This is a genomic window from Agrobacterium sp. GW821-FHT02D03 (assembly GCF_059421725.1).
Window position 1 is genome coordinate 1,466,907 of record NZ_JBWKVN010000001.1, and the last position, 22,040, is coordinate 1,488,946.

The window sequence follows — 22,040 nt, forward strand, 5'->3', positions numbered from 1 at the left end:
GGGACGACGGCGGGCTCATCCCCGCCGTCGTTGCGATGTGATGGGCATGGCGGCGGCTGCCATAAGCCAGTTCTTTCAATCATGGCAGTCCTCCCAGAAAATGCCTTTATTCGTTCATTCCCGGTACAGGCCGGCATCTTCATCATTGGAACAAGACCGCATGCCGGGCGTTGTTTAGCGCCACGATGTGCAGACTGTGCCCCAATGCCGCAGGGCAGACGCAAATGAAGACGGCAGATGAGGAAGCGCCATGCTGAATAAGAATAAATTGATGACCGGGGTCGTTTTTCCCCTGATGTCGATTGCCATTGCAGTCGAGCCGGCTCTTGTGGCCACCGTTGCGCATGCAGCGCCGATGGCGCAGGTTGAGCAACAGGGAACCCTTTCCAACGGCAACGGAGCCATCATTCTTGCGCAGGCCGAAGCGCCACCGAACCCAGAAGAAGAATTGTTGAAGCGCCGCCAGCGCGAGCAGCAGGGCGAGCCCCAGGCTGAGCCGAAGCGCGAGCCTGAGCAGAAGCGTGAGGAAGCCCCGCAGCGTCCGAAGCGCGAAGCAGCACCTGAACCGCAGGCCGAGCAGCCACAGGAGCGTCCACGCCGCGAAGCAGCGCCAGAAGGTGAAGCACGCCCAGAGCGCCCACGCCGTGAAGCCGCCCCAGAGGCAGCGCCGCAGGCCGAGCCTGAGCAGCAGCAGGAACGCCCGCGCCGCAAGCCGGCCGCAGAGGCTCAGCCTGAAGCCGAAGGCCAGCCACGTCCAGAGCGTCCGCGCCGCGACGCTGCTCCCGAAGCCGCGCCACAGGCCGAGCCTGAGCAGCAGCAGGAACGCCCGCGCCGCAAGCCCGCTGCCGAAGCGCAGCCTGAAGCCGAAGGCAAGCAGCCGCCGAAGCCGGAAGCGCCGGCAGCAAAGTCCGAAGCCCCGGCTGCCAAGCCTGCGAATGAACCCGCAGCCAATGAAGCTGCGCCGGAAAAGCCTGCCAAGCCCGCAAAGCGTCCGGCAGCTCCAGAACCTGCCGAGGGCGCCGCACCGGTGCCTGCAGAACCGCCGACACCTGGTCGCGCTCCTGCACCGACAGAGCAGCCGAACCCGGCCCCAGGCCAGCAGCCATCCGAGCAGCCACGTCCGCCGCGCGCGCAAAACGGCGAACCTGCACCGGCCCCTGTTCCGGGTGCGCCCGCAGCGCCACTTGACGGCGCCGCGACTGGCCAGGCACCAGCCGGTGAGCCGGTTCCAGCCCAGGTCGCAGCGCCTCAGACAGAAGCGCCTACGACGACCAAGGAACAGCTGGACAAGGCCCGCGCGATAGCCAAGGACCCGTCCAAGTCGGCTGATACCGTCGTGCTGCCCGTGGACAAGGGAGCTGCCGTTCTCGACAGCGACAAGGAAGTCTATCGCAGCGGCAACGAGCAGCTTCGCGAACAGCGTCGTCGTGAACGCGAGCAGGGCCAGGACTTCAAGGTCCCGACCTCGGATGCCGAAGCCCAGGCGGGTGGACGCCGTGACGGACAGCCCGCGCCGCAGATCAATATTCAGAACATCACTAATATCCAGGGTGAGCGTATCGACCGCCGTCCGCAGTTCGACCGTCCCGACGGTGTTCGCGAATGGCGTCCCCGCGACATGCCGCGCGACCGCGACATGGGCGACCGCGTGTTCCTGCAGTTCGGTGACCGCGTCGTGGTGCGTGGCAGTGATGACGACCGCTTCGTCAGCGAAGGCGCGAAGCCCTACTATGAGCGCCTTCCTGACGATCGCTACCGCGAAACGATCGAGCGATCCGACGGAACGCAGGTGGTGACGATCCGCAATCGCTATGGTGACGTCATTCAGCGTTCCCGTATCGACGCCCGCGGTCGCGAATATGTGCTGTTTTACGCACCGGAACTGGCGGATGAACCTGACCGCGAATACGTCTATCGCGATCCTGGTCTCGACCTGCCGCCCCTGCGTCTACGCATCCCCGTCAACGAGTATATCATCGATACGTCGTCTGACGATGACCGCGACTACTATCGCTTCCTGGAACAGCCTCCGGTAGAGCCCGTCCAGCGCGTTTACTCCATGGATGAGGTCCGCTACTCGGCTCGTGTGCGTGACATGGTGCGTCGTATCGACCTTGACACCATCACCTTTGCGACCGGCAGTGCCGAAATTCCCATGAGCCAGGCACGCTCGCTGCGCAAGGTTGCCGATGCGATGAACAAGGTGCTTGAAAAGAACCCGGCTGAAACCTTCCTGATCGAAGGCCATACCGATGCCGTCGGTTCGGATGAAAGCAACCTTGTTCTTTCTGACGAACGCGCAGAGTCTGTCGCCAAGGTCTTGACCGAAGTGTACGGCATCCCGCCGGAAAACCTGACGACGCAGGGCTATGGCGAGCGCTACCTGAAGGTCCAGACGCTTGGTCCGAACCAGGAGAACCGTCGCGTTACCATCCGCCGCATCACGCCGCTGGTGCGCCCGGTCGCGCAGAACTAAAATTCGTACCGATCAACAAGAAGGCCCGGAAGCCATCAGCTTCCGGGCCTTTTCTTGTCTCTTCGCAGTTTTTCAGACGAGTGCGACGGCGATCTCGGCTGCGAGGCGGGCATTGTTGCGCACCAGCGAGATATTGGTGTCGAGGCTGCGGCCTTCGGTGATCTCGAAAATCTTTGCCAGCAGATAGGGCGTGACCGCCTTGCCAGTGATGTTGTCTTCCTCGGCTGCGGAAAGCGCGCGCTCGATATAGATCTCCATCTCGTCGCGGCCGATTTCGTCTTCCTCCGGTACCGGGTTGGCGATCAGCATGCCGCCTTCGAGGCCGAACTGTTCGCGGGTCGTCTGGAAGTTGGCGATCGCTGCCGGGCTGTTGAGCGTCAGCGGGCTCTTGAGGCCCGACGCGCGCGACCAGAAGGCCGGGAATTCTTCCGAGCCATAGGTAACGACCGGAACGCCGTTGGTTTCCAGAACCTCAAGCGTCTTCGGCACATCGAGGATCGCCTTTGCGCCAGCGCAGACGACGATGACGCCGGTGCGTGAAAGCTCGGTCAGGTCGGCCGAGATGTCGAAGCTTTCTTCCGCTCCGCGATGTACGCCCCCGATCCCGCCGGTCGCGAAGACCTTGATACCGGCATGGTCAGCCGCAATCATGGTGGCGGCAACCGTGGTTGCACCTGTCCGACGCTCGGCAATCGCGAAAGCGATGTCGGCGCGTGAGACCTTCATCGCATCCTTGGTCTGTGCCAGCGCTTCCAACTGATCCTTCTCGAGACCGATATGCAGCGTGCCGTGAATGACGGCAATGGTGGCCGGAACCGCGCCATTGTCACGGATCAGTTTCTCCACGCCTTCAGCCATGCGGATATTGCCCGGATAAGGCATGCCGTGGGTGATGATCGTGGATTCAAGCGCAACGATCGGCGCGCCGCGCTGCTTGGCGGCGGCAACTTCTTCCGAATAGACGATCGGCAGGAGCGGGGAGGTGGTCTTGGTCATGGTCTCTTCCAGTTTAATTAAGCGATCTCTTCACACCATTTCAGCCTGCGGCACAAGCACCAGTGCGGCGGCAAGTGTCTCCGCATTCAATTCACTGGCCGTTGCAAAAGAAGACTGGACGGTAATGGCAGCTGCGGCGGCACCATGGCGCAAGGCTTCGGTGATGGGTTTGCCGCGGGCAATGGCCGACAGGTAGCCAGATGCCATGGCGTCGCCCGCACCGGTCACATCTTTCACATCCTCGATCAGCGGTGGCGTCAGCACGGCGGTCCCGTTCTGGTCGAAGGCGACGACGCGTTTGGCGCCACTGGTGATGACGCCGCCGCGTAGGCCAGCCTCTCTCAGCAAAGTCGGCCATTGTCTCACCTCGGTGACATTCTGACCCGTCAGCGCGCGCGCTTCTGCCTCGTTCATGAACAGCATGTCGATCTCGGCCAATGCGGGTCTCATACGCACGACTTTAGCTGGCGAAATGGCAATGGCCGCGAGACGCTTTTCGCAGGCGCGCGCTACCATGCCGATTGCGCTTAGAGTATCTTCAGGCAGGTTGGCATCGCAGAGAATGATATCGGTGGTCTTGATCGCGTCGCGTACGGCGCGCACTTTGAGACGACGCGGCGTGAAGAGCTTGTAGAGATCCATATCGGCAATGGCGATGACCAGATTGCCGTCGCGCTCCAGAATTGCCGTGTAACTCGGGGTGCTGCGGTCCAGGAAGGTGAAAGGGGTATCCTCGACCCCTGCATCCCGCGCTGCTGCGGCAACCGTCACACCATTGCCGTCACCGCCACGCGGCGCGATGAGCCTCACCTCGAATCCCAGCCGGGAAAGGTTGCGGGCCGCATTGAAACCGCCGCCGCCGGCTTCCTCCATCCAGGAACCGGGATTGCTTGCGCCTTGCACCGTTTCCGTCTCGATCATGCCGCGCCGGTCGATATGCGCGCCGCCCAGAACGAGTATTTTCTTCACGCTGGCCAATCCTTCTTCACGCGACAAACTGCCAAATCCGATTCGGTGTTTTTCGGCTCTTTCCAACTGACCCCTTGGCAGTGGAAAATCCTTCAACAAAGAAAAACAAAAGCAGAACGAACGGCTTATCGTTATTTGTTTTCAACGGGCTGATGCGCTGTTGTGGAGTGAGAACAAAAAGAGTACATACGGTTTACACACTGCTTCGTTGCCTGTGCGGCTTCAATAACCTAAAGGTGGTTCAGATGGCACAAAATTCTTTGCGTCTTGTAGAGGACAATTCGGTGGATAAAAGCAAGGCACTGGAAGCGGCGCTCTCCCAGATCGAACGTTCGTTCGGCAAGGGATCGATCATGAAGCTCGGTTCCAATGAAAACGTCATCGAGGTCGAGACCGTTTCAACGGGATCTCTCAGCCTTGATATTGCGCTCGGCATCGGCGGCCTGCCGAAGGGGCGTATCGTTGAAATTTACGGGCCGGAAAGCTCCGGTAAAACGACCCTGGCACTGCAGACCATTGCAGAAGCCCAGAAGAAGGGCGGCATCTGCGCCTTCGTGGACGCCGAGCACGCGCTCGATCCGGTCTATGCCCGCAAGCTTGGCGTCGATCTTCACAACCTTCTTATTTCGCAGCCCGACACGGGCGAGCAGGCGCTTGAAATTACCGATACGCTGGTGCGCTCCGGTGCCGTGGACGTACTGGTGGTCGACTCCGTTGCTGCTCTGACGCCACGTGCTGAAATCGAAGGTGAAATGGGCGACAGCCTGCCGGGTCTGCAGGCCCGTCTGATGAGCCAGGCGCTGCGCAAGCTGACCGCATCGATTTCCAAGTCGAAGACCATGGTGATCTTCATCAACCAGATCCGCATGAAGATCGGTGTGATGTTCGGTTCGCCGGAAACGACGACGGGCGGCAACGCGCTGAAGTTCTACGCCTCGGTTCGTCTCGACATCCGCCGTATCGGCTCGGTCAAGGAGCGTGAAGAGGTTGTTGGTAACCAGACGCGCGTCAAGGTCGTCAAGAACAAGATGGCCCCTCCCTTCAAGCAGGTCGAGTTCGACATCATGTATGGCGAAGGCGTTTCCAAGACGGGCGAACTTGTGGATCTCGGCGTAAAAGCCGGCATCGTCGAGAAGTCTGGTGCCTGGTTCTCCTATAACAGCCAGAGGCTGGGGCAGGGGCGTGAGAACGCCAAATCTTTCCTGCGCGACAATCCCGCTGTCGCCAACGAAATCGAAATGGCGCTTCGTCAGAATGCCGGCCTGATCGCCGACCGGTTCCTTGAGAACGGCGGACCCGAAGCCGATGCGGATGGTGTAGAGCCGGACGCGTGATGATCTGCTGCCGGGCTTTCTCCGGCATCGTTGCCCATCGTTGATTGATCCAAGGCCGTGCGATCCTTTTGCGCGGCCTTTGTCATTTTGCTGCCTCATTCTGGCAGAGCCCGGCGCTCTTTGGCTGGACAGGCCGGGTGGCGGACGATAAAAGCCTGTGACTTTTTTATTATCGCTGCGTGAGCGTGGCAATGAAGGACTTCGTATGAGCGGTGTGAATGAAATCCGGTCGACTTTCCTCGACTACTTCAAGAAGAACGGCCATGAAATTGTGCCATCCAGCCCGCTGGTGCCGCGCAACGACCCGACCCTGATGTTCACCAATGCGGGTATGGTCCAGTTCAAGAACGTCTTCACCGGTCTTGAGAGCCGTCCTTATTCCAAGGCCGCTTCGTCGCAAAAGTGCGTTCGCGCTGGTGGCAAGCATAACGACCTCGACAATGTCGGTTACACCGCGCGCCACCACACCTTCTTCGAAATGCTCGGCAACTTTTCTTTTGGTGACTATTTCAAGGAAGAGGCGATCACGCACGCCTGGAACCTGATCACCAAGGAATTCGGCATCGACAAAAACCGTCTTCTGGTGACGGTCTATCATACCGATGACGAAGCCTTCGACCTCTGGAAGAAGATTGCCGGTTTTTCCGATGATCGCATCATCCGCATTCCGACGAGCGATAACTTCTGGGCGATGGGCGATACCGGTCCTTGCGGTCCTTGCTCGGAAATCTTCTACGACCACGGCGATCATATCTGGGGCGGACCTCCTGGCTCCGCCGATGAGGATGGCGACCGGTTCATCGAAATCTGGAACCTCGTCTTCATGCAGTATGAGCAGGTGACGAAGGAAGAGCGCATCAACCTGCCGCGTCCATCCATCGATACCGGCATGGGCCTTGAGCGTATCTCCGCGCTGCTGCAGGGCAAGCATGACAATTACGATACCGACCTTTTCCGCGCGCTGATCTCGGCCTCCGTCGAAGCGACCGGCGTTCCTGCTGAAGGCGAGAAGCGCGCAAGCCACCGCGTGATTGCCGATCACCTGCGTTCTTCGGCATTCCTGATTGCCGATGGCGTTCTGCCGTCGAATGAAGGCCGTGGTTACGTTCTGCGCCGCATCATGCGCCGCGCCATGCGTCATGCCGAGCTTCTGGGTTCCAAGGAGCCGCTGATCTGGAAGCTTCTGCCGACGCTTGTTCAGCAGATGGGCCGCGCCTATCCGGAACTCGTGCGCGCCGAGGCGTTGATCTCCGAGACGCTGAAGCTTGAAGAAACCCGCTTCCGCAAGACACTGGAGCGTGGTCTTTCGCTTCTGTCCGAGGCGACGTCCGACCTTTCCAAGGGCGGCATGCTGGATGGCGAAACCGCCTTCAAGCTTTACGATACCTATGGCTTCCCGCTCGATCTGACGCAGGACGCACTGCGCGCCCGCGAAATCGGCGTGGACATTGCCGGCTTTACCGATGCCATGGAGCGCCAGAAGGCAGAAGCCCGCTCGCACTGGGCCGGTTCCGGCGACAAGGCAACCGAGACCGTCTGGTTCGAGCTCAAGGAAAAGTTCGGTGCGACCGAGTTCCTTGGTTACGACACCGAGACCGCCGAGGGTGTGGTTCAGGCAATCGTCAAGGATGGCAAGTCGGTCGACGCTGCGGCTGAAGGCGATACCGTCCAGATCGTGGTCAACCAGACGCCTTTCTACGGCGAGTCCGGCGGCCAGATGGGCGACACCGGTGTCATCTCCTCCGACAATGGCAGCGTCACGGTCACCGATACTCAGAAGAAGGGCGAGGGTCTCTTCGTCCATATCGGCAAGGTCGCCAACGGCGGTGTGAAGCTCGGCGATGCGGTTCAGTTGACCGTCGATCATGATCGTCGTTCGCGCCTTCGCGCCAACCACTCGGCAACCCATCTGCTGCATGAAGCGCTTCGCGAGGTTCTCGGAACCCATGTGGCGCAGAAGGGCTCGCTTGTGGCACCGGAACGTCTGCGCTTCGACGTGTCGCATCCAAAGCCGATGACGGCGGAAGAGCTCAAGGTCGTCGAGGAGATGGCGAACGAGATCATTCTCCAGAACTCGCCGGTCGTCACGCGCTTGATGAGCGTGGACGATGCGATTGCAGAAGGCGCGATGGCGCTGTTCGGTGAAAAATATGGCGATGAAGTGCGCGTTGTCTCCATGGGCACCGGTATCCACGGCGCCAAGGCCAACCGGCCTTACTCCGTCGAACTTTGTGGCGGCACGCATGTCTCCGCTACGGGACAGATCGGCCTCGTGCGTATTCTTGGCGAAAGTGCCGTTGGTGCGGGCGTGCGCCGCGTCGAAGCGGTCACGGGACCGGGTGCGCTTGCCTATCTTGCAGAGCAGGATGACCGCGTGAAAACACTTGCCTCGTCGCTTCGCGTGCAGCCAGGCGATGTTATCTCGCGCGTCGAGGGTCTGCTGGATGAGCGCAAGAAGCTCGAGCGCGAACTGGCCGATGCTCGCCGCAAGCTCGCCATGGGCGGCGGTTCGGCGGAAGGCTCGGCCGGCGATACCAGAGAGGTCGGTGGCGTGAAGTTCATGGCAAAGGCCATGTCCGGCATCGACGCCAAGGATCTGAAGGGTCTCGCAGACGATGCCAAGACCAATCTGGGCTCTGGCGTGGTGCTGCTGATTGCCGTATCCGAGGACGGAAAGGCCAGTGCCGTTGCAGCGGTCACCGAAGACCTGACATCGCGTTTCAGCGCCGTCGATCTGGTGCGTACGGCGTCGGCTGCTCTCGGCGGCAAGGGTGGCGGTGGACGTGCGGACATGGCGCAGGCTGGTGGCCCCGATGGATCGAAGGCTGATGAAGCCATCGAGGCAGTTGCAGCGTCGCTCGCGAGCTGATCTCGTTCAAGGTCGTGGGAAAGCAGCTGAGCTGCCCTGCGTTTGATTGCTGACATTCAAGGGCCGGAACTTCGAAGATGAGGTTCCGGCCCTTTCTATTCCAGTCATGGGTTCACGACCGGATCATGACAGCGTGATGGCGTACCGGTAGCCTTCCAGTGATTACGCGTCGTGCGTGGGGTGCAGGATGGTAGTCCACAGTTGCTTGTTTCGCTCTCACGGGCCGCTCCAGAGCGTCGAACCGATCCAACCGCATCCGCGTTGCAATCCGATGATCGCGCGCTGGGTGACGAAGCAGGGGAACTGGGTGTATCGATGACGGTTCGATGGCTTGGCAGCTGACAGGCTACCCGCATGATGCTGTCTTCTCCAACCTGACCCTCCCTCGCGGGAGGGTTTCTTTTTGGCTTGGAGCACCGTGCGTCCTATTGGAGGCACAAATGACGCTCTGTCTTCTTTGATCTAGGCATCGTGCTTTAGGAACCGGTGCGATGCCATCCGCATTGTGTTCATAACAAAGGAGACAACCATGGAAAATTATGCAGAACTTCGCGAGCAGATCGCGCAGGATCTCGATACGCTCAGCCGCATCGAAAGCCCGAAATCCATCTTTGAAATTGCCGATGATTATCTGCTGGGAAATCCGTCGCTGAAGCGCGAACTGGTCGAAGACATCATCAAGGAAGAGGCGGATAAAAGAAACATCCCTATCCATTGAACGGATCGCCGATCGTTCACACAGAGCTTCAGGGATTTCGCTTAGATAACTGAAGACAAAGAAAAACCCGCCGAAGCGGGTTTTTCTTTTGGTGCGGTCGAGAAGACTCGAACTTCCACGGGTTACCCCACAGCGACCTCAACGCTGCGCGTCTACCAATTCCGCCACGACCGCATCGTGGTAGGGTCGACTTGCGCCGACGGGGGTGCATGTAGCAAAAGGATTTTGGGTGCACAAGAGCGCCGTGACAGTTTTTTGAAATTAAAAACAGGCCTTTGCCTTCCTATATGGAAGAAGCCCGCAAACGCTGGGCTTGCAGCCTCAATTTCATTCTGCCAGAAGGCTGTGGAAAGGACATTTTCATGCTCACACGCACCGATCTCACCTCCACGATGTACCCAAGTGCCGGTTCTCCTGCCGTACGCTGGCGAATCTCTGACGGGCTGGTGCCCTACGAGCAGGCGATCGAGGAGATGGAGCGTGAGGTCGCAGCCATCGCTGCCGGCGAAGCGGACGAGCTTGTATGGCTCCTGGAGCATCCGCCGCTTTACACGGCCGGTACGAGTGCCGATTCGTCGGACCTGATCGAGCCGGACCGCTTTCCCGTCTTCGCAACCGGACGGGGCGGGGAGTACACCTATCACGGCCCAGGCCAGCGGGTGGTCTATGTGATGCTTGATCTCAAGCGCAGACGCCAGGATGTCCGCGCCTATGTGGCGGCACTGGAGGAGGTCATCATCCGCACGCTCGACAAGATGAACGTCAAAGGCGAGCGGCGTGAGGATCGGGTCGGCGTCTGGGTTCGCCGGCCGGAAAAGCCACTTCTGCCGGATGGCTCCATGTCGGAGGACAAGATTGCGGCGCTCGGTATTCGCTTGCGCAAGTGGGTGAGCTTTCATGGCCTGTCGATCAATGTCGATCCCGACCTGAGCCACTTCGGCGGCATCGTTCCCTGCGGTATTAGCCAATACGGCGTCACCAGCCTCGTTGATCTAGGCCTCTTGGTGATGATCAACGATGTGGATGTCTTCCTACGGGAGGCCTTCGAGGAGGTCTTTGGCGATACCGCGAATGAGGGCGCAGGGGCGGCGTCCTAATTCGGTTTTGCTACACCAATTGTGTTTCCGAGAACCAGCTCCTTATCATGTCGGATAACAGACAATCGTCCAGTCTTCGCCGGGTTTCAGCTGTCTGTCCCTGTCCTTCCAATAGTGACGTCAGGTAGGTCGAAAGGATCATGAATGGCCGTTCTTGGCAAAGGGAGAGGTCGTTCGATGATGCGCAAGCGGCCCGTCGCAAGGATTTGATCAAGTGACGCCGGCCGGCCGAGCAAGTAGCCCTGTGCTTCCCCGCATCCTTCCGATTCCAGGAGGGAAAGCTGTTCTCTTGTTTCCACCCCTTCCGCCAAAACCGGAATTTTAAGGCCCTTGCCGAGAGCCAATACGGTGCGGATGATGGTTAGCGCTTCCTGACTGCTGTGGCTTTCGTCGATGAAGGAGCGGTCGAGCTTGATCTTGCTGAAGGGGAAAGACCGCAGCGTATCTATCGAAGAATAGCCAATGCCGAAGTCGTCCAGCGCAATGGACACTCCATAGGATTTGATTTGGCGAAGCATGTGAAAGGCACGCTCGCGATCCTTCAGGATGGCGGTCTCGGTAAGTTCAAGCTCCAGTCGATGCGGGGGAAGACCCGTTTCGAGAAGAATGCTCATGACGAGCTTGGGCAGATCGCCTGCTGCAAACTGCACGGCAGAGAGGTTGACGGCAACCTTGCAGGCTGGCTCCCAGGAGGCCGCGGCTGCGCATGCGGTGCGTAGCACCCACTCCCCAAGTTGCAGAATAAGCCCGTTTTCCTCCGCCAGCGGAATGAAATCTGAGGGCGGGATGAAACCGCGTTCCGGATGGTGCCACCGCAGCAGTGCTTCGTAGCCCGTGATCTCGCCAGTCGAAACAGAGGTCTGTACCTGGTAGTGGATCGAGAGTTCATCGCGGGAGAGTGCTTTGCGCAAATCAGCCGCCATGCAACGCCTTGCTTTAACGGCCTTGTCCATGCCCGCCTCATAGAAGCAGACACGCTTTTCGGTGAGTTGCGACTTGGCGCGGTACATGGCGAGGTCCGCATTACTGACAAGCGTTTCCTTGGTGGTTGCGTCGTCAGGATAGAGTGCGACACCGAAGCTCGCGCCAGCGACAATTTGGGCTTCGTCGATATTGATCGGCGTGAACATCACCGTTTCAAGACGTTTCAGAAACCGGTTTATGCCGACCATTTCATCGTCCTGAATACGGAAAAGAGCGGCGAACTCGTCTCCGCCAACGCGGGCAACGAACTCGCCCTTGTCTTCCCGAACCAAATGCTTGAGCCGCAGACCAAGGTCGGTCAATACGTCGTCGCCGACATGGTGGCCACGGGTGTCGTTGATCTCCTTAAACCGGTTGAGATCGATGCCGATCATGGCTAGCCGGCTCTTTTGCGCATCGGCGAGCGCGAGCTCTTCCTCCAGCCTCTCGCTGAAGTTGGCGCGATTGGGAAGGCCGGTTAACGCGTCGTACAACGCCATGTGACGAAGATGCGCTATGGTCTCGGCGCGTGTGCCATTGTCTATGAGGTAGCTTACCAGACCGCAGGCAACGATGACGAAAGCCATGCCGGAAATGGCGATGGCCAGCGTCCAGAGAGAATCCGGATTGGAGAAGGATCCGTCGACATACATCGGTTCGACCTGGAACGCCGTCATCCCCGTGAAGTGCAAGACGGCGATTGCAAGCGTTAGGACCACGGCCATGACGTTGCTGCCTTTACGCATGCCAAAATGCAGTGCAGCCGACGAAAGACCCACGGAAAGAACGATCGAAGCGATAAGGTAAGTCCTGTCCCAGGATACGATCCCCTGAACGCGGTAGGCCATCATACCGGTATAGTGCATTGTGGAAATGGCGAGACCGACGATCGCGCCGCCCAAGGCGGGCATGATGGGATGACGGTTGCTGACTGCCACGGCAAAACCGATCGCATTGCCGAACAGGACGACCAAAAGCGAAGCAACCGTCAACGACAAATCGAAGCCGATGGGTACGCCTGCGTCATAGCCAAGCATGGCGACGAAATGCGTGCACCAGATCGCCACGCCAGCGGACAGCGCCGTCATCGCCTGCCAGCCGATGCGCTGCTTCCCGGTCGCGGTCGTCGTTTTACTGAAAAGCCGGGATGTCACCCACGAACCGGTGCCGCAGAGTAGCACTGCCACAAGCACGAGCCAGATGTTGTGTTCGTAGACGATGCATCCCAGCACAGTCATCATTACAGTCGCCCCTTGTAGGAAGGCACCGCGTTAGAGCAAACGCAGCAGCCGTTTACTGCGTTCGCAGGCCGGGTGAATGGCAATGTGATGGTTTACTACACAACGAGTTAATAATTTATATGGCCTACAACAAAATTCTACAACATTCACAATGGCTTAGATCAATCCTAGGTAGGTTTTGAGGGTTATCTGACGCATCTTTTGATAGAATGAGATGGGCCAAACACCGTGCGACGTCAGGCTGTCTGCATTTTCTTTATGATGGAATCGTCGATCTCCTGAGCGCGCAGGAAAGCCGGGCGCTGACCGAGGCGACCGAGATAATCGGCAAAGGCCTGACGCTTCTCGATCGAACCGAATTGCAGACCCCATCCAATATGCGAGCCCACATAGACGTCGGCGGCGGTGAAGCTGTCGCCAGCAATGAAAGCGTTCTGCGTTACGGCGTATTCGAGGGTGTCCATCAGGTCTTCGAAGCGTCCGCATCCGGCCATGCGATACTTGTCTTCCGGAATCACAAGACCCATTGCGCGGTTGCTGACGCCCATTTCCAGGGGGCCGGCCGCAAAGAAGAGCCAGCGATAGTAGAGGCCACGATGGTTGGTCGGAGGGGCAAGACCCTTTTCCGGGAAGGCGTCTGCCAGATAGGCGCAGATGGCCGCGCATTCCGTCACGACGACGTCGCCGTGTTTGATCGCGGGCACCTTGCCCATGGGATTGATGGCCTTGTACTCGCCAGCCTTCATGTCGCTGTCGAAGCCGATGATTCTGGTGTCGTAAGGTGCGCCCACTTCCTCTAGCATCCAGCGGATGATGCGTCCGCGTGACATGGGGTGGGTGTAGAATGTCAGATCGCTCATGTCTCTCTCCCTTGTTGAGCAGAGTTTGCTCCTGCAGCATGACCTAATCAAGACATCGATTGGGGGCAAAAGAAAACCCGGCGCGAAGGCCGGGTTTTCGAAGATCTCTAAAGGGTTGGATGCCGATCAGGCAGCCATGGCCTTCTTGAGGTTTTCGTCGATCTTGTCGAGGAAGGCGGTGGTGGAGAGCCAAGGCTGATCCGGACCGATGAGGAGCGCGAGGTCCTTGGTCATGTAGCCGGCTTCGACGGTGTCGACGCAGACGGTTTCCAGCGTCGTGGCAAACTTTGCCAGTTCCGCGTTGTCGTCCAGCTTGGCGCGGTGGGCGAGGCCACGGGTCCATGCGAAGATCGATGCGATGGAGTTGGTCGAGGTTTCCTGACCCTTCTGGTGCTGGCGGTAGTGGCGCGTCACTGTGCCGTGCGCCGCTTCTGCTTCGACCGTGCGGCCATCCGGAGACAGGAGAACCGAGGTCATCAGGCCGAGCGAGCCAAAGCCCTGTGCCACGGTATCCGACTGAACGTCGCCGTCATAGTTCTTGCAGGCCCAGATGTAGCCGCCGGACCACTTGAGCGCGGAAGCGACCATGTCGTCGATGAGGCGGTGCTCGTAGGTGATGCCGGCTTCGTCGAACTGCGCCTTGAATTCGCTCTGGTAGACTTCTTCGAAGATGTCCTTGAAGCGACCGTCATAGGCCTTCAGGATGGTGTTCTTCGTGGAGAGGTAAACCGGCCACTTGCGCATCAGGCCGTAGTTCATGGATGCACGGGCGAATTCGCGGATGGAATCGTCGAGGTTGTACATCGCAAGAGCCACGCCGGCGCTCGGAGCGTCGAACACGTCCTTCTCGATGACCTGGCCATCTTCGCCGACGAACTTGATCGTCAGCTTGCCCTTGCCGGGGAACTTGAAATCGGTTGCCTTGTACTGGTCGCCGAAAGCGTGACGGCCGACAACGATCGGCTGGGTCCAGCCTGGAACCAGGCGCGGAACGTTCTTGCAGATGATCGGCTCGCGGAAGATGACGCCGCCCAGAATGTTGCGGATCGTGCCGTTCGGGCTCTTCCACATCTGCTTGAGGTTGAATTCTTCCACGCGGGCTTCGTCCGGCGTGATGGTCGCGCACTTGATGCCGACGCCATGCTTCTTGATGGCGTGTGCCGCATCAACGGTTACCTGGTCGTTGGTAGCGTCGCGGTTTTCGACGGAAAGATCGTAATATTCGATATCGAGATCGAGGTATGGCAGGATCAGCTTGTCCTTGATGAGCTGCCAGATGATACGGGTCATTTCGTCGCCGTCGAGATCGACGACCGGATTGGCTACCTTGATCTTTGTCATGAATTCCTCACCTTCGAGAACGGTTGCGCCCAATCGAGCGCCATAAGGGTCAATATCCCGTGGCGCTATAGCATTGCGAGCGGCAGAGGCAAAGCCATCGGTCAGCTTTTTTGGCCTTTCTAAAAGCCTTGTTACCGGATTGCCAAAACACATTCGCGGATTAGATTCAGGCGAATCGCTTACGTTGGGTAAGCTGAAGTTTCAGGACGTCATCATGCAGAAAGTTCTGCTCGCCATTGCCGCACTATTCCTTTCCTCCAGCGCCTTCGCCGCCGATCCCACCGAGCCGGTGAAGAAGGTCATGGATATTACGGTGAAGAACTGGTCCGGCGAGGCCGATGACTGGAAGTATATTTTCGACGAAGATCTGCTGGCGACGCTCTTCAGCAAGGCGTTCATCGCCCAATATCGCGAAGCCTCGAAGAAGCCCGCTTATGAGGCAGAGGCAGGAGAGAAAGGCGATCCCTTCGGTTATGACGTGGTCACCAATTCGCAGGATGGCTGCCCGCTGCAGGACGTTAACATCTCGGCAGCGCCGCCCAAGGATGGCGTGAGCGACGTCACCGTCAAGTTCAAGCTCTGGGCCTGCATGGATGAGGCCGAAATGAAGGCGACCGTCGATCAGGTCAATTTCGATGTGATCGAAGAAGACGGCAAGCCGGTCATCAATGACATTCATCGTGTTGGCGATGAGGGCCGCGATTCCGTGCAGCAAGAGATGGCAAACATCATCAAGGGCGAATAAGCCGCGCGCAACACACGCCTTGCCTTTGATTTGCGCGGAAAACTGTGCCAGTGAAGCCTAAAAATTGGAAGGCGACTATGGCAGGTACAAACAGCGATCTCGAACTCATTGCCGAAGGCCCGGCGATCATTCTGGTCGAGCCTCAGCTTGGCGAAAATATCGGTATGGTGGCACGCGCCATGGCGAATTTCGGGCTGGCCGAGCTGCGTCTGGTCAATCCGCGCGATGGCTGGCCGAGCGAGAAAGCACGCGCGGCCGCCTCCAAGGCCGATCATGTCATCGATGCCACCAAGGTCTACGAAACGCTGGAGGATGCGGTTCGCGATCTGAACTTCGTCTATGCGACGACGGCACGCGAGCGTTACGGCTTCAAGCCGGTGCGCGCGCCTGTCACTGCGACCGAAACCCTGCGCGCCAAGTTCAAGGCAGGCGAAAGGACTGGCATCATGTTCGGTCGCGAGCGCTGGGGCCTGACGAATGAGGAAGTGGCGCTGGCCGACGAGATCGTGACGTTCCCCGTCAACCCGGCCTTCGCATCGCTCAACATCGCACAGGCTGTGCTGTTGATGTCTTATGAGTGGATGAAATCCGGCATGGAGGACCTTGCCGAGACCGCATTCCAGCCGGTGCAGCAACGGCCTTCCACCAAGGAACAGGTTTTCGGCCTGTTCGACCAGATCGAAGAGGCGCTGGATGCGCGTGGATATTTCCACCCGGCTGAAAAAAAGCCCAAAATGGTCGACAATCTGCGCGCTGTTCTGTCACGACGGGGATTTACGGAGCAGGAGATCAGCGTGTTTCGCGGCGTGATCAAGTCGCTGGACGCGTTTCCGCGCCGCTGGCCGAAACGGACAGAGAAAAGCGCCGAAGGCGAGGGGACACCAACGAATGGCTCTGGCGACAACGACTGATCTTCCCGTCTCAAAGCCGGTTCTCGTCTTCGATTCCGGCATCGGCGGGTTGACGGTTTTGCGCGAGGCGCGGGTTTTGATGCCCGAGCGTGGCTTCATCTATGTCGCAGACGATGCGGGTTTCCCTTATGGCGGATGGGAAGAGGACGGGTTGCGCCAGCGCATACTGTCGCTGTTTGCCCAATTGCTCGACACCTATCAGCCGGAAATCTGCATCATTGCCTGCAATACTGCTTTCACGCTTGCCGGTGCAGACCTGCGGGCCGCTTTTCCCGACATGACCTTTGTCGGAACGGTGCCCGCCATCAAGCCCGCGGCGGAACGCACGCGTTCCGGCCTTGTGTCTGTGCTGGCGACGCCCGGTACGGTGAAGCGCGCCTATACGCGAGACCTCATCCAGTCTTTCGCCTCGCAATGTCACGTGCGTCTGGTCGGTTCGGAAAATCTGGCACGCATGGCGGAAAGCTGGATCAGAGGAGAGAGCGTCTCGGATGATGCCGTGCTGGCCGAAATTTCGCCGTGCTTCATTGAGGATCAGGGCCGGCGCACCGACATCGTGGTGCTTGCCTGTACGCATTATCCGTTCATGGCGAATGTGTTCCGCAGAGTTGCGCCCTGGCCGGTAGACTGGCTGGATCCGGCAGAAGCGATTGCCCGGCAGGCACGCCGCAAGGTCGAGGTGTTACAGGGTGCCGAGCATCCTGAGGGTTTTGATTTCGCCATCTTTACGTCAGGTCAGCCGGATTTCACCACGAGAAGACTGATGCAGGGCTTTGGTTTGAAGATCGAGAAACACTGAGCGCCAAGCGCTTGTCAGGAAGTAGGACGCGTCGATCAAAGAAGATAACGCGTCCTTTGTGCGCCCGGTTAAACGCACGGCGTTCTAAGTTCATTGTGACATTTTTGCACTGATGAAAGCTCATTGATGCAATTCGAGATTGAACCTCTTGCAGGCGAATCGAAGATGTGTCAAAAAAATCGGGCCCGCAACTCAAGAAACAGGAGGCGTTAGATGACTACATTTAAGCATTTTTGCCTCTCTGGTATGGTTATGTCCGTAGCTCCGGCGACGTCCGGAATGATGCTTCGCGCATACCGACGTGGAATGGCTATCTAAGCTTTTCCCTGCCTTTCCAGGCGTTTTCACTATACATCACGGTGTGTCGATAGTCTTTTGACCTCGCAGTCTGTTGCTGCGCAGAACGTTTCCGCACGCCTTTTTTCCATCACAAGAGGACCTGGTTGCTATCTTGCGCCGGGACGGATGACCTATGTCTAAACAACAATCTTTGAGTGTAAGTGATCTTTCCAGGACCGTTGACGAGTTGGTTCGCCGCTTTGGTGCCTGGGCCACGCTGAAGGCGGCAGTTCTGGGTGCAATGAAGCATCGGCAGACGAGAAACCTTGCCACGCATCTTAGCGATCGGCTTCGGCGTGATGCCGGCCTTCCGGTGCGCGAACCGATGCCTGGCCAGCCGCTGGTGCCGCCCTGGTTCCCTCGGTTCTAAGTCATGGTCCACGCAAGCGGTTTTGCGATAACGACGTGCGAGAAAACAAAGAGCGAAAGCGTAATAAGCGAATCCTAAAGATTGCGACACGCTCTCGAGACCAAGCGTATCCACCGCTGCGCCATGCCTCATCGGTTTGCCGCAGCGGTTTTATTCCTGTTGAGGCTGTGCCCCTTTCAAGGCAGGATTTTTCAGGTCGATGCGGCTTGTCTCTTCCGGCAGAAACTGCGGGCCGACGATGCGCACCTTGCTGTCCTTCGGATCATATTCCCTTTCTTGGACGGGGGATGCCTTGGCCTCGAACTGCGGTGCGGGTTCGGGCGACGCCGGTGTGGGGCTTTCCGTCTTCGGGGCAGGGATCCGGGTGATGCCGGAATAGGACTGATCAGGAGAGGATTGTGGCGCGCTCGCTTGCTCTTCCTGCTTCCTCATCTCCTGATGATAGGCCGCCATGTTGCAGGAACATGATGGAGAGCGCGTCGAGGGTGAGCCGTTGCGATAGGCAAAAGCCGTTGGCATCGTCTTGTAAGGTTGACCGGTCTTGGCCGAGACCATATCGGAACTCTCTTGCCCCACCATGGAATGGTAGAAGAGTTCCGTCTCGGTGCCAGGGCACATCCGCTCGCACTGGGCAGCCTGAGCACTAAAATCCATCGGCGTCGCGTTGGAGGATATGGGGAAGAAGGCTCCGTCGCAGGTGCGCACGCAAAGCGTTCTCAAGCCGCCCTCGGTCGGCATGTCTGGCGTCGGGCCGTAGTTGCCAATGTCCCTTTGATCGTCGTTGAAGGGGTCAGTATAGCCGCGGGGTTGGGCATCCAGGCCTGGGTCCGTCGATGCGTAATCGGGTGGCCGACGATCAAGGCAGCCCTCAGCATCGAGCGCTGCCATGATCCGATCCCAACGATCGGCGGCTTCGGTGCGACGGCTTGCAAGCATACGATTGCGGTCTTGCGCGATCATGTCCCGTTCGGCTTCCGCTTGCGCCAGTGCATCCGCAATATCACCGCAGATTTGCGCATTTGGGTTTCCATAGACAATCACGCTACCGGATGAGCAGCCATAGCTCCGTAGATCATTCTTGATACGGCGGATCACGAGGTTCTGCTGTGCCAGCGCATTTGCAAATTGCCGGACCTGCGCTGTGGTACCGATAACTTGCGTGGACTCTGCCGGTTGTCTCAGCTGTGCTTCGAGCGTTTCGCAGATGTCCTGCGCCTGCACGGCAACGGGTGCGACGACGAGGGTGGCCAACAGGGTACCGATGAGACGGTTGCGGCGCGGCGCCGGGCGCCCATTCGTTTTCTGCAGGCCCGTCAGCATTCAGTCGGCATCCCTTTCAACATCAATCACCAACGCTCGCGGCAGGATTAAGTTCAGGATAGCATAGGGCTGTGCCGCAATGCGGCAACAGCAGTTTCAAAATTGCGTTAATTCGAAGTGACGCAATAACGTCAGGCCTGAAGCGTGTCGCGATCGTTCAGATTCGCTCCTTACGCTTTAGGTCCTTGTTTCGCCGCGTGGTGTCATCGCAAAACCGCTGCACAATTCTGCTTGAACCATGCTTTAAACCCAGGCCATCACATCGAAGGATGCGATGCCTGGACGGCGGCAAGCGCTGCCATGTTGACCACGCCGCGCGAGGTGACGGTGGGCGAGAGGATATGTGCGGGCAGGGCCGTGCCAAGCAGGATCGGCCCGACATGCAGACCTTCCGTCATGGTGCGCACGACGCCAAGCGAAATATTGGCCGAGTCCAGGTTCGGGAAGACCAGGAGGTTCGCCTCACCGGACAAGGCGCTGTTGGGCATCGCGCGCTTGCGCAACATTTCCGACAGTGCCGAGCCACCCTGCATTTCGCCATCGATTTCCAAATGAGGCGCCCTGTCGCGAACGAGTTGAAGGGCTGCGCGCATCTTTCGGGCGCTGACAGAATCGCGCGAACCGAAGTTCGAATGGCTGGCAAGCGCAATCTTCGGGGTGATGCCGAAACGCTTGATTTCCTTGGCCGCCAGGATCGCCATTTCTGCGACGTCTTCAGAGCTCGGGTCGTAATTGACGAAGGTATCGGTCATGAAGAGCGCGCCACGCTGGGTGATCAGCAGGCTGAGGCCGCCAAAAGACTGAACGCCTTCGCGCTTGCCGATGATCTGATTGACATCGCGCAGGTGACGGTCAAACCGGCCTTCCAGACCGCAGATCAGGGCATCGGCCTCGCCGCGCTTGACGGAGAGAGCGCCAATGACGGTGGTGTTGGTACGAACGATCGTGCGTGCGGCTTCCGGGTTGATGCCGGCACGGCCGACCAGCGCGAAATAGTCATCGACATAGTCGCGGTAGCGTGGATCGTCTTCCGGGTTGACCACGGCGAAATCGGTATTCGGGCGGATGCGCAGGCCAAAGCGCTTCAGGCGCGTTTCGATGATCTGCGGACGACCGATCAGGATCGGGATGCCCGTACCTTCTTCCAAAAGTACCTGAGCGGCGCGCAGCACGCGCTCGTCTTCGCCTTCGGCAAAGATGATACGCTTCTTTTCCGCGCTCTTGGCACTGTTGAAGATCGGCTTCATGATAAAGCCGGAACGCCAGACGAAGCGGTTCAACTGATCGAGATAGGCATCGAAATCGGTGATGGGTCGCGATGCGACGCCACTTGCGGCGGCAGCGCGCGCGACGGCGGGGGCGATGCGCAGGATGAGGCGTGGGTCGAAAGGCGAGGGGATCAGGTAGTTCGGGCCAAACACCGGCGTCTCTTCGCTATAGGCCTTGGCAGCGACTTCGGAGACTTCCTCGCGGGCCAGTTCGGCAATCGCACGAACCGCCGCCATCTTCATCTCTTCATTGATGCTGGTTGCGCCGCAATCGAGCGCGCCGCGGAAGATGTAAGGGAAGCAGAGAACGTTGTTGACCTGGTTCGGGAAGTCCGAACGACCGGTGCAGATCATTGCATCCGGGCGTGCGGCGCGCGCTTCTTCCGGCATGATTTCAGGCTTTGGGTTCGCCAATGCCAGGATCAATGGCTTTTCAGCCATCTTCGCCAGAAGCTCGGGCTTCAGAACGCCTGCGGCCGAGAGACCGAGGAACACGTCTGCGCCCTCGATGGATTCGGCGAGCACGCGCTTGTCGGTCTTCTGCGCGTAGATTTCCTTCCATTCGTCCATCAACGTGTTGCGGCCGTCATAGACGAGGCCTTCAATGTCGTGGACCCAGATATTTTCGCGCTTGGCGCCCATCTCCACCAGCAGGTTGAGGCAGGCGAGAGCCGCTGCACCGGCACCGGATGCGACGATCTTGACGTCCGACAAGGCCTTGCCGGCGAGTTCCAGCGCATTGGTGACGGCTGCGGCAACGATGATTGCTGTTCCGTGCTGATCGTCGTGGAAGACCGGGATGTTCATCTTGGCGCGCAGCTGGCGCTCGACTTCGAAACATTCAGGCGCCTTGATGTCTTCGAGATTGATGCCGCCGAAGGTGGGCTCGAGTGCCGAAATGGTGGAGACCATATCGTTGATGCCGGGCGCGTCGATTTCGATATCGAAGACGTCGATATTGGCAAATTTCTTGAAGAGGACGGCCTTGCCTTCCATGACCGGCTTCGACGCCAACGGGCCGATATTGCCGAGACCGAGAACGGCGGTGCCGTTGGAAATCACAGCCACAAGGTTGGCGCGTGCAGTATATTGCGCCGCCGTTTCCGGATTTTCATGAATGGCAAGGCAGGGGGCAGCGACGCCCGGTGAATAGGCGAGCGCCAGGTCGCGCTGGTTGCCGAGCGGCTTGGACGCCTGGATCTCAAGTTTACCAGGGCGAGGATAGCGATGGTAGAAGAGCGCCTGCTCATCCAGATCCGCATTGCTGCTCTTGTTTTGCGTCGTGCCCTTGTCCTGAGAACTCATCTTTTTCACCGCTTTATTTCAATTGTCACGAAGGTCTTTGCATACAGCAAACAGTTCGACCGTACAGCCGTTTATTTGGCGGGTGGCATGCAAAAGCGAGAAAGGCGATATTCGCAAAA

Annotated in this window: 15 protein-coding genes and 1 tRNA gene; 8 read left to right on the top strand and 8 right to left on the bottom strand. The window is 58.8% G+C overall.

The features are described 5' to 3' along the window. Positions 1-250 precede the first annotated feature (250 nt). A complete protein-coding gene (locus AC07U5_RS06880) occupies positions 251-2,476 on the top strand; it encodes an OmpA family protein (RefSeq protein ID WP_494722606.1) in 2,226 nt (741 codons plus the stop codon). A gap of 72 nt (positions 2,477-2,548) precedes the next feature. Here the strand turns inward: AC07U5_RS06880 and AC07U5_RS06885 are convergent, their stop codons facing one another. After that, positions 2,549-3,472, bottom strand: a complete 924-nt coding sequence (locus AC07U5_RS06885) for a pseudouridine-5'-phosphate glycosidase (protein ID WP_113179745.1) — start codon at positions 3,470-3,472, stop codon at positions 2,549-2,551. A 30-nt stretch (positions 3,473-3,502) separates the two neighbouring features. Then, positions 3,503-4,441 (bottom strand): carbohydrate kinase family protein, encoded by a 939-nt coding sequence (locus tag AC07U5_RS06890; RefSeq protein WP_494722607.1) that lies wholly within the window; start codon positions 4,439-4,441, stop codon positions 3,503-3,505. Positions 4,442-4,686: 245 nt separating this feature from the next. On the opposite strand from AC07U5_RS06890, the gene recA reads away from it, so the two are divergent. From recA to AC07U5_RS06905, 3 genes are all read left to right on the top strand, one after another. Next, on the top strand, positions 4,687-5,775 hold the full coding sequence (gene recA / locus AC07U5_RS06895) for a recombinase RecA (protein WP_062427486.1): 1,089 nt from the start codon (positions 4,687-4,689) through the stop codon (positions 5,773-5,775). A gap of 205 nt (positions 5,776-5,980) precedes the next feature. After that, positions 5,981-8,644 carry an alanine--tRNA ligase gene (gene alaS / locus AC07U5_RS06900; protein WP_494722608.1) on the top strand — a complete coding sequence of 888 codons (2,664 nt, stop codon included), beginning with the start codon at positions 5,981-5,983 and terminating at the stop codon, positions 8,642-8,644. A gap of 529 nt (positions 8,645-9,173) precedes the next feature. Then, a complete protein-coding gene (locus tag AC07U5_RS06905) occupies positions 9,174-9,362 on the top strand; it encodes a hypothetical protein (protein ID WP_494722609.1) in 189 nt (62 codons plus the stop codon). 89 nt (positions 9,363-9,451) lie between these two features. On the opposite strand, the gene AC07U5_RS06910 is transcribed toward AC07U5_RS06905, so the two are convergent. Next, positions 9,452-9,536: transfer RNA gene (locus AC07U5_RS06910), tRNA-Leu, on the bottom strand. A gap of 188 nt (positions 9,537-9,724) precedes the next feature. Here AC07U5_RS06910 and lipB point away from each other — a divergent pair. Further along, a complete protein-coding gene (gene lipB, locus AC07U5_RS06915) occupies positions 9,725-10,459 on the top strand; it encodes a lipoyl(octanoyl) transferase LipB (RefSeq protein WP_494722610.1) in 735 nt (244 codons plus the stop codon). An 86-nt stretch (positions 10,460-10,545) separates the two neighbouring features. Here the strand turns inward: lipB and AC07U5_RS06920 are convergent, their stop codons facing one another. From AC07U5_RS06920 to AC07U5_RS06930, 3 genes are all read right to left on the bottom strand, one after another. Beyond that, entirely contained in the window at positions 10,546-12,663 is a 2,118-nt protein-coding gene (locus AC07U5_RS06920; protein WP_494722611.1) for a putative bifunctional diguanylate cyclase/phosphodiesterase, read from the bottom strand. 236 nt (positions 12,664-12,899) lie between these two features. Then, a complete protein-coding gene (locus tag AC07U5_RS06925; protein WP_312807024.1) occupies positions 12,900-13,523 on the bottom strand; it encodes a glutathione S-transferase family protein in 624 nt (207 codons plus the stop codon). A 126-nt stretch (positions 13,524-13,649) separates the two neighbouring features. Further along, positions 13,650-14,864 carry an NADP-dependent isocitrate dehydrogenase gene (locus tag AC07U5_RS06930; RefSeq protein ID WP_062427554.1) on the bottom strand — a complete coding sequence of 405 codons (1,215 nt, stop codon included), beginning with the start codon at positions 14,862-14,864 and terminating at the stop codon, positions 13,650-13,652. A 214-nt stretch (positions 14,865-15,078) separates the two neighbouring features. Between AC07U5_RS06930 and AC07U5_RS06935 the strand changes: the two genes are divergently transcribed. From AC07U5_RS06935 to murI, 3 genes are all read left to right on the top strand, one after another. Beyond that, entirely contained in the window at positions 15,079-15,609 is a 531-nt protein-coding gene (locus AC07U5_RS06935) for a hypothetical protein (protein WP_313061742.1), read from the top strand. Positions 15,610-15,686: 77 nt separating this feature from the next. Beyond that, on the top strand, positions 15,687-16,520 hold the full coding sequence (locus tag AC07U5_RS06940; protein ID WP_494722612.1) for an RNA methyltransferase: 834 nt from the start codon (positions 15,687-15,689) through the stop codon (positions 16,518-16,520). Next, on the top strand, positions 16,498-17,319 hold the full coding sequence (gene murI / locus AC07U5_RS06945; protein WP_494722613.1) for a glutamate racemase: 822 nt from the start codon (positions 16,498-16,500) through the stop codon (positions 17,317-17,319). The genes AC07U5_RS06940 and murI overlap by 23 nt, the downstream gene beginning before the upstream one ends. 859 nt (positions 17,320-18,178) lie before the next feature. Here the strand turns inward: murI and AC07U5_RS06950 are convergent. Together AC07U5_RS06950 and AC07U5_RS06955 are read right to left on the bottom strand one after the other, a co-directional pair. Continuing rightward, positions 18,179-19,348 (bottom strand): DUF2865 domain-containing protein, encoded by a 1,170-nt coding sequence (locus AC07U5_RS06950; protein WP_494722614.1) that lies wholly within the window; start codon positions 19,346-19,348, stop codon positions 18,179-18,181. A gap of 257 nt (positions 19,349-19,605) precedes the next feature. Next, complete coding sequence (locus tag AC07U5_RS06955) at positions 19,606-21,921, bottom strand: NADP-dependent malic enzyme (protein ID WP_062427468.1); 2,316 nt, start codon at positions 21,919-21,921, stop codon at positions 19,606-19,608. Positions 21,922-22,040 lie beyond the last annotated feature (119 nt).

Bases quoted from the DNA above. Each gene is read 5' to 3' on its own strand.
- AC07U5_RS06920 (WP_494722611.1), bottom strand. From the start codon at position 12,663: ATGATGACTGTGCTGGGATGCATCGTCTACGAACACAACATCTGGCTC.
- AC07U5_RS06925 (WP_312807024.1), bottom strand. From the start codon at position 13,523: ATGAGCGATCTGACATTCTACACCCACCCCATGTCACGCGGACGCATC.
- AC07U5_RS06940 (WP_494722612.1), top strand. From the start codon at position 15,687: ATGGCAGGTACAAACAGCGATCTCGAACTCATTGCCGAAGGCCCGGCG.
- AC07U5_RS06880 (WP_494722606.1), top strand. From the start codon at position 251: ATGCTGAATAAGAATAAATTGATGACCGGGGTCGTTTTTCCCCTGATG.
- recA (WP_062427486.1), top strand. From the start codon at position 4,687: ATGGCACAAAATTCTTTGCGTCTTGTAGAGGACAATTCGGTGGATAAA.
- murI (WP_494722613.1), top strand. From the start codon at position 16,498: ATGGCTCTGGCGACAACGACTGATCTTCCCGTCTCAAAGCCGGTTCTC.
- AC07U5_RS06905 (WP_494722609.1), top strand. From the start codon at position 9,174: ATGGAAAATTATGCAGAACTTCGCGAGCAGATCGCGCAGGATCTCGAT.
- alaS (WP_494722608.1), top strand. From the start codon at position 5,981: ATGAGCGGTGTGAATGAAATCCGGTCGACTTTCCTCGACTACTTCAAG.
- AC07U5_RS06930 (WP_062427554.1), bottom strand. From the start codon at position 14,864: ATGACAAAGATCAAGGTAGCCAATCCGGTCGTCGATCTCGACGGCGAC.
- AC07U5_RS06950 (WP_494722614.1), bottom strand. From the start codon at position 19,348: ATGCTGACGGGCCTGCAGAAAACGAATGGGCGCCCGGCGCCGCGCCGC.
- lipB (WP_494722610.1), top strand. From the start codon at position 9,725: ATGCTCACACGCACCGATCTCACCTCCACGATGTACCCAAGTGCCGGT.
- AC07U5_RS06885 (WP_113179745.1), bottom strand. From the start codon at position 3,472: ATGACCAAGACCACCTCCCCGCTCCTGCCGATCGTCTATTCGGAAGAA.
- AC07U5_RS06955 (WP_062427468.1), bottom strand. From the start codon at position 21,921: ATGAGTTCTCAGGACAAGGGCACGACGCAAAACAAGAGCAGCAATGCG.
- AC07U5_RS06935 (WP_313061742.1), top strand. From the start codon at position 15,079: ATGCAGAAAGTTCTGCTCGCCATTGCCGCACTATTCCTTTCCTCCAGC.